Source organism: Tetragenococcus halophilus (assembly GCF_001712815.1).
Taxonomy (GTDB): Bacteria; Bacillota; Bacilli; order Lactobacillales; family Enterococcaceae; genus Tetragenococcus; species Tetragenococcus halophilus.
In genome coordinates this window covers 806761-819805 of sequence record NZ_CP012047.1, presented here as the reverse complement: position 1 = coordinate 819805, position 13045 = coordinate 806761, and the positions used below count along the sequence as shown (strand labels likewise).

The 13045-nt window shown below is 37.4% G+C and carries 11 protein-coding genes; 4 read left to right on the top strand and 7 right to left on the bottom strand.

The window, feature by feature from the left end; all coding sequences use genetic code 11:
• Positions 1-63: 63 nt before the first annotated feature.
• Positions 64-891, top strand: coding sequence for an SDR family NAD(P)-dependent oxidoreductase (locus AC806_RS03890; protein WP_069028807.1), 828 nt, complete (start codon positions 64-66; stop codon positions 889-891).
• A gap of 380 nt (positions 892-1271) precedes the next feature.
• On the opposite strand, the gene groL is transcribed toward AC806_RS03890, so the two are convergent.
• Positions 1272-2912: a chaperonin GroEL gene (gene groL, locus AC806_RS03885; RefSeq protein WP_014124509.1), complete on the bottom strand. Its 1641-nt coding sequence runs from the start codon at positions 2910-2912 to the stop codon at positions 1272-1274.
• A gap of 30 nt (positions 2913-2942) precedes the next feature.
• Positions 2943-3227 carry a co-chaperone GroES gene (groES, locus tag AC806_RS03880; RefSeq protein WP_014124508.1) on the bottom strand — a complete coding sequence of 95 codons (285 nt, stop codon included), beginning with the start codon at positions 3225-3227 and terminating at the stop codon, positions 2943-2945.
• A gap of 262 nt (positions 3228-3489) precedes the next feature.
• On the opposite strand from groES, the gene AC806_RS03875 reads away from it, so the two are divergent.
• On the top strand, positions 3490-4122 hold the full coding sequence (locus AC806_RS03875) for a CPBP family intramembrane glutamic endopeptidase (protein WP_069028806.1): 633 nt from the start codon (positions 3490-3492) through the stop codon (positions 4120-4122).
• 48 nt (positions 4123-4170) lie between these two features.
• On the opposite strand, the gene AC806_RS03870 is transcribed toward AC806_RS03875, so the two are convergent.
• From AC806_RS03870 to yycF, 5 genes are read right to left on the bottom strand one after another with little or no spacing between them, the layout of a single operon-like run.
• On the bottom strand, positions 4171-5001 hold the full coding sequence (locus AC806_RS03870) for an MBL fold metallo-hydrolase (protein ID WP_050989811.1): 831 nt from the start codon (positions 4999-5001) through the stop codon (positions 4171-4173).
• 28 nt (positions 5002-5029) lie between these two features.
• Positions 5030-5893, bottom strand: coding sequence for a two-component system regulatory protein YycI (locus AC806_RS03865; protein ID WP_014124505.1), 864 nt, complete (start codon positions 5891-5893; stop codon positions 5030-5032).
• Positions 5894-5897: 4 nt separating this feature from the next.
• Entirely contained in the window at positions 5898-7217 is a 1320-nt protein-coding gene (locus tag AC806_RS03860; RefSeq protein WP_014124504.1) for a YycH family regulatory protein, read from the bottom strand.
• Positions 7214-9049, bottom strand: a complete 1836-nt coding sequence (walK, locus tag AC806_RS03855) for a cell wall metabolism sensor histidine kinase WalK (protein ID WP_069028805.1) — start codon at positions 9047-9049, stop codon at positions 7214-7216. Before walK ends, AC806_RS03860 begins: the two co-directional genes overlap by 4 nt.
• Positions 9050-9055: 6 nt before the next feature.
• Positions 9056-9760, bottom strand: a complete 705-nt coding sequence (gene yycF, locus AC806_RS03850) for a response regulator YycF (RefSeq protein WP_014124502.1) — start codon at positions 9758-9760, stop codon at positions 9056-9058.
• A 422-nt stretch (positions 9761-10182) separates the two neighbouring features.
• Between yycF and AC806_RS03845 the strand changes: the two genes are divergently transcribed.
• Positions 10183-11214, top strand: coding sequence for a zinc-binding alcohol dehydrogenase family protein (locus AC806_RS03845; RefSeq protein ID WP_061841398.1), 1032 nt, complete (start codon positions 10183-10185; stop codon positions 11212-11214).
• Positions 11215-12154: 940 nt separating this feature from the next.
• Positions 12155-13015: a group II intron reverse transcriptase/maturase gene (gene ltrA, locus AC806_RS03830; protein WP_083207559.1), complete on the top strand. Its 861-nt coding sequence runs from the start codon at positions 12155-12157 to the stop codon at positions 13013-13015.
• Positions 13016-13045: the final 30 nt, after the last annotated feature.

Genomic DNA, 13045 nt, shown 5'->3' with positions numbered 1-13045 from the left:
CCAATTATAATTATTTGTTATGCTAAAACAAGAAAGAACATTCGTGAAAGGAAGGGATACCAAATGAAATCATTGTCAGAATCCACAGTTTTAATTACTGGCGCAACAGATGGTCTGGGAAAAATGACAGCTGAACGTTTTGCAAAACAAGGCGCAAAAGTCTTGTTACATGGAAGAAATGAAGAAAAAGGTTTTAAAACTATTGAAGAAATACAACAAACAACCGGCAATCAGAATCTAAAATATTTTAATGGCGATTTTGCTTCGCTTCAATCGGTAGCAAAATTGGCTGAAAAAATTATAGCAAATAGTGAAAAAATTGATCTTTTGATAAACAATGCTGGTATTGGTGGCGGTCCGAAATCACAAAAGCAACGTGAACTGAGTCAAGATGGTTACGAGTTAAGATGGAGTATCAATTATTTAGCTCAAGTTTTATTAACTAGAAAATTACTTCCGATGATGAAAGATCATGCAAGAATCATTAACGTTGCTTCAGTTGGCCAAGCGCCTATTGATTTTAATGATATCAATATGGAAAACCATTATGAAGGTTACTTAGCATATGAGCGTAGTAAATTAGCTTTGATCATGTTTACATTTGACCTTGCAGCTGAATTACAGAAAAGAGAAATTCACGTCAATGCACTACATCCATCAACACTAATGAGCACAAACATGGTATCTGATCATTTCGGTCCAGCGCAAACTTCAGTGGAAAAAGGTTTTTCTGCCGTTGAATATCTTACAACTTCAAAAGAATTAGATGAAGTTACAGGTGAATATTTCGAAGGTAAAACCCAAGCTCAAGCAAACGCACAAGCTTATGATAAAGCAGCTAGAGAAAAATTGGGACAAATAACAAAAGATAGCATAGCAAATTATCTATAAATAAAAAATACAGATTGATTTTAGAGTATAAAAAACTTATGTTGTATGAGCGGCGATAGCACATAGAAATGGGAAACTTATGTTGTATGAGCAACGATAGCACATAGAAATGGAAAACTTATGTTGTATGAACGACGATAGCACATGGAAATGGAAAACTTATGTTGTATGAACGACGATAGCACATGGAAATGGAATTTCTATGTTGAATATATAGCAATTCGAATTCGCATAGCTCTTTTATATTATCAACGATAAAAGGTAAAGGACACTACGGCTCGCCTTCGCTCGCCCTAGTACTGTTCATCTCTTTGTTTACGCTTCGATTCACAGCAAAAAAGCCTTGGACATTTTAAAGTCCAAGGCTTTTTGTAAAGCTATTACATCATGCCGCCGCCCATCATTGATGGATCCATTCCTTGAGCGCCAGCTCCAGCATCATTGCCTGATTCATCTGGACGATCTGCAATTACTGCTTCTGTTGACAGTAGTAGTGCAGAGATAGATGCTGCATTTTGTAAAGCAGAACGTACAACTTTAGTTGGGTCAACAATACCTGCATCAACCATGTTTACCCATTGACCAGTTGCTGCGTTAAAACCAACGCCTAGTTTTTCGCTTTTTAGTTTTTCAATAATAACTGATCCTTCAAAACCAGCGTTTTCAGAGATTTGACGTACCGGTTCTTCTAATGCACGAAGTACGATGTTAACTCCTGTGATAGCATCGTCATCTGCATCTAGTTCAGCTACTTTATTAATTACATTAACAAGTGCTGTACCACCACCGGATACCATACCTTCTTCAACACCAGCGCGAGCAGCGTTTAAAGCATCTTCAATACGTAGTTTTAGTTCTTTTTGTTCTGTTTCAGTTGCTGCACCGACTTTGATTACTGCAACACCACCTGCTAATTTAGCAAGACGTTCTTGTAATTTTTCGCGATCAAAGTCAGAAGTTGTTTCAGCTACTTGATTTTTAATTAATTGTACACGATCTTCGATAGCTGTTGAATCGCCAGCACCTTCAACGATTGTTGTATTATCCTTATCAACAGTTACTTTATTAGCTTTACCAAGAGAGTCCATTGTAGCATCTTTTAGTTCAAGTCCTAAATCTTCAGTGATAACTGTAGCACCAGTCAATACAGCGATGTCTTCTAACATTGCTTTACGACGATCACCAAATCCAGGAGCTTTAGTTGCAACAACGTTAAATGTCCCACGAATTTTATTCAAAACAAGTGTTGGTAAAGCTTCGCCATCGATATCATCAGCGATAATCAATAGTGGTTTAGATTCTTGTACAACTTGTTCTAATAAAGGAAGAATATCTTGAATGTTAGAAATCTTCTTATCAGTAACCAAAATGTAAGGACTATCTAAATCAGCTTCCATTTTTTCATTATCAGTTACCATGTATTGTGATAGATAGCCGCGATCAAATTGCATACCTTCAACGACATCCAACTCTGTGTCAATACCTTGTGAGTCTTCAATAGTAATCACACCGTCGTTACCAACTTTATCCATTGCATCTGCAATATATTGGCCTACTTGTTTGCTGCCAGAAGAAACTTCACCAACTTGTACAATCGCTTCTTTTGATTCTACTGGTGTAGAAATATTTTGTAATTCTTCTACAGCTTTTTGTGTTGCTTGTTCAATACCACGACGAATGCCTAAAGGATTAGCCCCAGAAGTAACGTTTTTCAAACCTTCGCTTACAATGGATTGTGCTAATACAGTTGCAGTTGTTGTACCGTCACCAGCGATATCGTTAGTTTTAGAAGCAACTTCTGAAACTAATTGCGCGCCCATATTTTCAAAACGATTTTCTAATTCAATTTCTTTAGCAATCGTTACACCATCATTTGTAATTAAAGGAGAGCCGTAAGATTTTTCTAAAACAACGTTACGACCTCTTGGGCCTAAAGTTACTTTGACTGTATCTGCTAATTTACTTACGCCATTAAGCATTGAACGACGTGCGTCTTCTGAAAATTTAATATCTTTTGCCATGATTTCTTCACCTCAAAATAAAGTATTTTTTTATTCTACAATTGCTACAAGGTCTTTTGCTGAAAAGATCATGTAGTCTTGTCCATCATATTTCACTTCAGAGCCGGCATACTTTTCAAATAAAACAGTATCTCCGACGTTTACAGGAACCTTTGCTAGTTCACCATTATCTAGTGTACGTCCTGGACCGACAGCTACAACTTTACCAGTTTGTGGCTTTTCTTGCGCAGTGGATGCTAAAACAATGCCTCCAACTGTTTTTTCTTCTTCTTCCGAAACTTCGATCAATACGCGATCGCCTAATGGTTTTAACACGAGAAATCCCTCCAAATAAAATTTTTCATTTAATTTTCTGTTATTAGCACTCATTAATATAGAGTGCTAACTCACAATTTCAATATTATCATTTTTTACTAATATTGCAAGTAGTTAGAACAAATTTTTTTACAAAAGTCAAAAAAAGTCAGTCACTTCTAAGGCCGAATTTATCGACTAAATGACTGGCAATTGTCAATCTGACTCTCTTTTTGTATAATAAATAAATTGATAAAAAATTTCTTAGAAAAAGGAGTCGCTAATGTCTGTAAGAAAATATAGTTTATTAACCATTTTTATGTATATTATTGCTTTTTTTGCTCCCATCTTTGCGCCAACGAGCCAAGCCAGTACAAATGTCACCACCGTAACCTATCTTTTAGGCGCTGCTTTTATGATTTTTTTGTATCTTAGACAAACGAGCAAATTAAGCTTTGAAAAAAACAAGATTAACCTGCTCCCTACTTTATTTTGGGGGATCGTCGGGATTTTTCTAGCCATACTTTTGCAAACAGTCATTATGCAAATAGAACAATTTTTCGGCATACCGATTGAATCGCAAAATACACAAAATATTATTGGGATCGTTTTACGTCAACCCTTATTTGCGCTAGCAGCAATGGTTGGCGGTCCGATTATGGAAGAGTTTGTCTTCCGTCGTTCTTTGATCGGTCTTTTTGATTCATTTGCTTATCCTTGGATAGGTATTATTGTTAGTTCGTTAATATTTGCTGTTGTCCATCAAGACGGACATTTGCTGTTATACTTTTGTCTAGGCTTTTTCCTTAGCTTACTTTATAAAAAAACTGGAAAAATTTGGACTTCCATGATTAGCCATGTCGGCATGAACAGCTTAGTCGTTATTGCAAATCTTGTCCTAATTGCTGGAAATTAAGCAAAAAAGAGACATTCCGAATAAAGATTTTATTCGGAATGTCTCTTTTTATATAGCAAACAAACTTGTCGCTTGTTCTGGATCTGTATCACAAACTTTAAACATTTCACCTGCACCAAAATCATGTTCTTTTAAAGTATTTTCCATGGTTAAATGAGCTAACTCTTTTAAATTGTTTTCTTTACTTAAATGACCTAGATAAATGCGCTGGGTTTGATCTGTCAAAATATCTGTCATCGCAAGTGCACTATCCTCATTTGATAGATGACCGCGATCGCCTAAAATCCGCTGTTTTAAACTCCAAGGGTACTTACCTGAACGCAACATCGCTAAATCGTGGTTATTTTCAATCAAATAAGCATCTGCGCCGCGTACGACCCCACGCAAATAATCGCTACAATAGCCAGTATCAGTCAATACCACAAATGACTTTCCATCTTTATGAATGCGGTAAAACTGCGGAGCAGCCGCATCATGTGAAACGCCAAAGCTTTCAATATCCATATCGCCAAAAGTCAAAACTTTACCCATTTCAAAGGAATGCTGATGTTCAAGTGCGACATTGCCGATTAAAGGCGACATTGCTTGCCAAGTTTTATCATTGGCATAAATATCCAAATGATATTTACGTGATAATACGCCCACACCATGAATATGATCACGATGTTCGTGGGTAACAAAAATCGCATCTAGATCATCCGGTTTTCGTCCTACTTCACTAAGCAATGAAGTGATTTTTTTTCCGCTTAAACCAGCATCTACCAGAATTTTCTTTTTAGGTGTTTCAATATATAATGAATTACCGGTGCTTCCACTGGCTAAAACACTTACTTGAAATGCATTTTCTTTCTCCACTGCGCGTGACTTCCTCTCTAACATAAAAACTAATTTCATTATACATACCTTTTTATGAATTTTCTACCGTTTGAACTGTAGTATTTGTAATGATGCGATTTGTCAACGCATTGACTTTTTCAATTTGAGTCTGTCCATCCTCGTCTTCAATCGCAACAAACCAAGCAGGTACATAAACATTTTGTCCTCGTACTTTCAAATTTAAAGTATAGGCTAGATGGCGCCATTTGATTTCAGAGCCACTTGGAATTTTATTATTCACATATAAGGTATTGATAATTTCTTCTTCTGAATATAAAGAGATTGCTTCGCGCAATGGAATCAAATCAGAAATATGCGTTTGTGTATAATTACTTAAAACCCATTTATCATCTTGCTCTGACAGCTCGATTTCAATACGACTCGAACTATCATCAATAGGAATACCCTCATAGCTTTGTGCCGCAATTATTGATGGGTAATCTCCTTTAAAGCTTGAAACATCTTCTAAGTAACTGTATTCGTCTCCAAACAACACTTGATCTTCTTCTTGTAAAAATTGCTTTAATACATTGCTTGTCTGAGAGGTATCGGTGATCGCATTTTCTTCTGTCAAACTATGAGTAAGTGTTTTATCATCGACTGAAGTTTGATCTTTTAAAAGATCCTGGTCATCTTGACGATCCCTTTCTTCATCCAACGCCTCATTCATATCGCTAGGTTTGCCACTGATATAATAACCTTTTTGGTGTTTTCCAGAAAACTGACCACTATAGCTTATATCTTCTGAATCCAGACGATCTTCGATAGGAACTTTTTGGTCTGTTCGATAAACAACATCTTCCTGATCGTCTGCTTCTTTATAAATACTAAATAAAAATATATTCAATCCTAGAAAGGCAAAGAAAAAAATCCAACCGATCTTTTTAAAATCCATTTATTTATTCCTCGCTTTCTTGCAATTGTTGCATTAAGTCTTCTGATTTATGCCAGCTATTTCCATACTGCACATACCAAGCCGGTTCTAAATCGACAACACCTGTATCTTCAATATTTTCCCAGCTGTAGCCAACAACCAGGCTGTGTAATTTTTCTGGGTCTGCGCCTGTATAATACAGATCTTCTAAAACTTCTTTTCCTGAAGGAACTTCTATTTCACTATCAGAAGGAATCGGCACTTGAATCATATTTAGATTAGCTTGGATTTCCACGCTGCGTTGATCTTCTTGCGAAGTATCTGAAAATTCAACCGAAAATTTCCCTTCCTCGGTATCGCTAAAGACTGGAAAACCTTCTACAAAAATATGATAATCAAGGGTATTTTGCATAGAATCTAAAAAGCGTATTGAACCATAATTAGTGCCCAGTTTTCGAATATATTGATAACTATCAGTATAAGGGTCGAATTCCTCTTCTTCAGAAGTATTCCCTTGAAAATCGACTCTTTGGTTATCGGGCTCAATGACCATCGACTCAGACCCATCGTAAATATTTAGATTGTCGGTATCGTCATTACTGCGTAAATTATCCGGATTTGTAAAGAAAGAATCGCGGAAAACAGTATATGGTCTTGAAGAAGCAATGTAACTAAACTTTTTCAATTTTACTGGCTGGTCATTGAAGTATTCAAAATAATCAAGTCTTTCATCTTGAACAACATCATACCAGTCTACAGAATCTTCATTTAAGATGTTTTTTATACCATCTAAAGAAGATTGAATATCCGCTTCTGCTGATAGCTGTTCATCTTTGTTAATAAAACGAATTTTCTCTTCTGTAAAATCAATTTGAACCAACTGAAATGTCAATGAATTTATTTCTTCATTTCCTTCATTTGCCAACGCTAAATTAAAAAAGTCAATGTATTTTTCTAAAGGAAAGGAACTAGCATAATCCATCTCAATCCCATCAGACATTCTGGTTTGTTGAACTAGTTGTTCAGTTGAATCATAGCTTTGGACATTTAAAGAGTTAAAAGAAGCTTGCGAAATATCTGCCTGTAAATCTTCTAATAAGTTTTCCGTATTACTGGCTTGGATTTGATCTTCTGTTTTATAAACAGCTTTTATAGGTAAAAAGACATCTTCAGCGGCTATATAATCCTCTTCTTCTTCCTCATCATGTGCTTGACTTTCTTCTGTTTCTTCGACAAGTGTCTGACCTTCAATGGTTGGATTGGCCCATATCAAGTAAGAAAGATAGAAACTTAAGATGATCATTAGTGCTAAGCCGATCCACAAAAAATATTTTGAAAACTTCATTCCCACCAGTCCTCCTCATAAGGTTCATAAGGCAAACTAACAAAGAAAGTTGAGCCGACATGTTCACGACTTTCAACCCAAATGTTACCTCCATGAACTTTCAATACTTCTTTAGAAATCGCAAGGCCTAAGCCGGTACCGCCTTGCTTACGTGCTCTTGCTTTATCGACCCGGTAAAAGCGATCAAAGACTTTATTAATATCATTAGGTGGGATGCCTAAACCTTGGTCGGTAATACTTAAGATGATATTATTGTGTGTTTCCACCAATCGAACCGTGATGATACCGCCATCTGGTGAATATTTCACCGCATTGTTCATCAGATTATCAATTACTTGAATCATCCGGTCGGTATCTACTTCTACCCATAATTCTCTTTTCGTAAAATCACGTTTGATATGATATTTTTTTTCTTGCTCATCGACCATCATATCAAAACGGTCTAACACAAAATTCACCAGTTCTTTAAAATTAATATATTCTGCTTGGAGTTGATAATTTCCGCTATCCATTCTAGAAAGACTCAATAAATCATTGATCATACGAATCATACGATCTGTCTCATTTAAAGTAACATTCAAGAACTTCGGCGCGATTTCTTCGTCTTTCCAAGCGCCTTCAGACAAAGCTTCAATATAGCTCCTAGTACTTGTCAAAGGCGTACGTAATTCATGCGAAACATTGGAAACAAACTCGCGTCGTTCTTGTTCAGTTTTTTCTTGTTCAGTGACATCATGTAAAACAGCCACTAAACCAGAAATAAAGCCGGAATCACGACGGATCATGGAGAAATCTACACGCAAAAGGACATTATCCAAATTTTTATCGGCAGAAGGTCGCTCTAATAAAATTTCCTCTGGATTTTCCAAAATTTTACGTAAAGTATAATCTTCTCCCATATCAAAAAGCGTTAAAATCGATTGGTTTACTGCAGATTCACGTTCAACATTTAGTAAAGATAAAGCCATCTCATTGATAGTAATTACTTTTCCACGACGATCTGTTGCCACAACACCGTCTGTCATGTGGGATAACACACTATTTAAACGGTTGCGCTCTGATTCCATCGCTTCTTGTGTTTCTTCAATTCGTTCGCCCAATTGGTTAAAAGTCGCTGCCAATTCACCCAACTCATCATTTCCTTTTACTTGGACTTTACGACTATAATCTCCCTTGGCAATACGAAGGGCCTGCTGTCGCATTTCCGCAATCGGCTGAGTGATGGAACGCGCCACTAAAACAGCCACGATCATCGAGATAAAAACTGCAATCACTGAAGAAGTAATAAAAATTAAAGCAATATCATTGATTTCTTCATATTGTTGTTCTAAGTCACTTCTAATATACAAGGCCCCTGCTACTGTGTCACCTGTTGTTTGAATGGGCTGTACATTGATTTGCACACGATTAGAAGTTTCATCATCAACAGCTACTAAACTCTTGGTAGAAAAATCATCAATATAGGGATCATCATTTTTCTTCCCCACGGTATATCTTTCTGCAACATTGGTTGTTGCACGAATGTTATTTTTTTCATCAACCACTTTCATTTCCAATACATCAGAAGAATCACTATTATCAAGCACTCGTTGCAGCTCATCGTTTTGTTGGCCACTATCTTCGTCATCTGGACTGCCTAAGTGATTGCCTAACGTACTCGCCAGCGTTTCAGCCTGTGTATCCATATTGCTTTTAAAACTTTCAATGGTTGATCGTTCCAATCCGCGAATAAAATACGCCCCGATAATCTCGATTGAAACAAGTAAAACCAAGATAAAAGTCAGGGCGATTTTAAAGTTCACTGATCGAAAAAAGCGAACCTTTTTTTTCATATAGCGTTACTCCTGTTCTGGATTGCGTAAATAATAGCCTACGCCTCGACGTGTAACTAAATAGCCTGGATGGCTAGCGTTATCTTCGATTTTTTCGCGTAAGCGTCGCACTGTTACGTCCACAGTACGTACATCGCCAAAATAATCATAACCCCACACCGTTTGTAATAAATGTTCACGCGTCATTACTTGTCCAATATGTTGTGCTAAGTAATGCAATAGTTCAAACTCACGGTGGGTCAATTCAATCTCTTCCTCATTTTTTGTAACCATGTAAGCATCCGGATGAATGGTAATATCATTAATTGTAATCTCGACATTGGCTGCTTGATCAGCGCCCTTAGCGCTAGAAGATCCTCGCCTTAGATTGGCTTTAACACGAGCGACTAATTCACGATTAGAAAATGGTTTTGTGACATAATCATCTGCCCCTAGTTCCAAGCCTAAGACTTTGTCGATTTCTGCGTCTTTAGCTGTTACCATAATGATTGGCATATCATAAGTTTTGCGAATTTCACGCGCCACTTCTAGCCCATCGACTTTGGGTAACATTAAATCAAGTAAAACTAAATCAGGTTTCACCTCTTCTACTTGCTCTAATGCTTCTTCTCCGTCATAAGCTGTATAAACTTCATAACCTTCTTTTGACAAATTAAAATTAACAATGTCAGTAATCGGTTTTTCGTCATCAACAACTAATATTTTTTTCAAAAAATTTCACCTCATTTGATTTAAATCTTTTTAGCGTCGTTTCTATTATACATGATTTTGTCTCTAGTTTCATTAAAACAAAACAAACTCTTCTTCTTAAAGCCTAAGTTTTCCCAGAAATATGCGATTTTTGAAATGATTAACTACAAAATTCTAGACAATAAAAAAGAGAGCAAACAAAAAAAGAGGCCTGCCGAGAATGTATCGGCAGGCAAGGAGTAAAAATGAAAAAGTGTTAGGGTTGTCTTATAAAAAGACATTTTGTTGGTATGAGTCTATAGTAACTATTAATTATGAATAAATTATGAAAGATTAACTGTTTTCATGTAAAATTTTTATAAGGAATTTTTAAAAGCAAGTATTTCTATATATTTTAGCAAATGGTGTTACAATAAAGAAAAAAGTACAAGGAGGAGTTTCTGATGGGAAATACAATGAAAGCTGTGGGGCTTTATCGTTACTTACCAATTGATAATGAGGAAAGTTTGTTAGACTTGACTCTACCTAAACCACAAGCCAAAGGTCGTGATTTGCTTGTTCGTGTTAAAGCTATTTCGGTTAATCCGGTTGATACGAAGATACGCTCGCCTAAAGAAAAGATCGAAGAAAAACCAAAAATTTTAGGTTGGGATGTGGCAGGTGTCGTAGAAGAAGTGGGAGAAGATTGCTCTTTATTTCAAGTAGGAGATGAAGTATTTTATGCAGGTGATTCCACACGTCCTGGAGGCAATAGTGAATTTCATTTAGTAGATGAACGTATTGTAGGTAAAAAGCCAAGCTCCTTAGATTTTGCTTCTGCTGCTTCTTTACCTTTAACATCTTTAACGGCTTATGAAGCTTTATTTGAACACTTAGCCATTAGTCACAATAAAAGTAGTAATGTAGGAAAAAAATTACTTATTGTAAATGGTGCAGGCGGTGTTGGATCGATTGCAACCCAACTAGCTAAAAGTGTGGATTTAACGGTTATTGCGACAGCTTCCAGACCTGAAACACGCGATTGGGTAAAACAACAAGGCGCAGATGTGGTTATTAATCATCATAAAGATTTTTCTTCTCAGTTAAAAGAAGAAGATATTACAGATGTTGATTATATTCTTTGCCTACATTCCACCGAAATGCATTGGAAAAATATGGCAGATGTGATTGCGCCTTTAGGTAAAATCTGTTCTATTGTAGAAACGGAAGAAGCGGTTGATTTAGGGTTACTGAAAAACAAAAGTGCTACTTTTAGTTGGGAATTTATGTTTACTAAATCAAGTTATCAAACAGAAAATATGGTTACCCAGCATGAATTTTTAGATAAAATTTCGCAAATGGTAGATAACAATGAAATTCATGCAACCATCAACCATCATTATGGTACTATCAACGCTAAAAATTTGAAAAAAGCGCATAAACAATTAGAATCAGATACAACGATTGGAAAAATTGTTTTAGAAGACTTCGATTAATAAAAGAAATACTAGCTAAAAATATTGGAGACATATAGAAAAAATTGCCTCCAATATTTTTTGGATTAGGGGCACATTGAAAGAGTTGCCTCCAATATTTCTCAGATTGGCGGCACATCAGAAAAGTTGCCTCCGATATTTTTCGGATTGGGGGCACATCGAAAGAGTTCCCTCCAATATTTCTCAGATTGGCGGCAAATCGAAAGAGTTGCCTCCGATATTTTTCGGATTGGGGCACATCGAAAGAGTTCCCTCCAATATTTCTCAGATTGGTGGCACATCGAAAGAGTCGCCTCCAATATTTCTCGGATTGGTGGCACATCAGAAAAGTTGCCTCCAATATTTTTTGGATTGGAGGCACATCGGAAAAGTTCCCTCCAATATTTCTCGGATTGGTGGCGCGTCGAAAGAGTCGCCTCCAATATTTTGTGCGCTCGGCATGGGCGATAACTTGGTGGTGAAAGTCCACTACAGGCTTGGCAGTAGGAACTGTTAGCTAAAAGCAAGGGTGTCCGTCGTGAGGCGGAATCTGAAGGAAGCTGGAGGCAAACACTCGCACTGACGAACAGGAATCTCATAAGAAGGCTGAATTGGGACGGACGAGCTTGCAAAACAAAGCAAAGTCCAATACTGCCCGAATCCCATACAGTAAATGAGGCGGTGACGTGAGTGGAAAGTTATCGCACCTTACCCGAGGAGGTCTGCCTAGCGATAGAAATCGTAGTAACAACGAATAGGCAGAAGTCAGCCAAGGTCATAGTAGTATCCTATGGATATGAAGGACTGAACAATAATAACTTTGAAGTAAACAAGGAGGTGGACGTGCTCACCAGGACCGCAGCCAATACCGTGGTAAAGACCGATAGGTAGCTCACTCGTGGAAGGATAAGCTGGAAGCAAAAGAAGAAATGAGGAGCGCGTAAGGGAGCACGACAATAAGATGATGAACCAAAGTGGCTTTCCATTAATGAACGAACTCGTCAGCTCAATGAATATAGATCGAGCGATCGAGAAAGTCAAAAAGAACAAAGGAGCACCGGGAATCGATGATATGACGGTATCTGAAATCAAATCTCATTTGAACAAGTATCGTCGTCCCTTTGTACAAAAGCTGAGAGAAGGGACCTATCGCCCACAACCAACAAAACGTGTGGAAATTCCTAAAGGAAACGGCAAGAAACGAAAATTGAGCATCCCCGTCGTACGGGACCGCGTAGTACAACAAATGATTTTACAAGTCATCACGCCCTTGATCGACCCGACCTTTTCGGAAAACAGCTATGGGTTTAGACTTGGAAAAAGCTGTCAACAAGCAATAGCGAAGGCAGGCCAATATTATGAAAAAGGCTATGACGTGGTTGTCGACTGTGATTTAAAGAGCTATTTCGACACGATTAACCATCAGAAACTTATGCATCGTATGCAATGGTACATCGAAGAAAAGGCCGTTCTCCAACTTATTTGGAATTTCTTAAACGCAGGAGTAATGGAGGGCGAAATTCTTCGTCCAACTTCAAAAGGAGCCTCCCAAGGGAGCCCGCTTTCTCCTCTTTTAGCCAATGTTTATCTGGACCAATTGGACAAGGAACTCGAAAGAAGAAACCATCGGTTTATTCGATACGCGGACGATTTTATTATCTTTGTCCAAAGCGAGCGGGCCGCTCAGAGAGTCCAAGAAAGTATTACCCAATTCCTGGAAAAGAAATTACGATTGACGGTGAATCAAGAAAAGAGCCAAATCATTAAGGCGCATCAATTAGAATACCTGAGCTATCGTATGAGAAAAGATAAGGGAAAGTAAAGAGCCGACCCACAGCGTCGGCCAAACAAA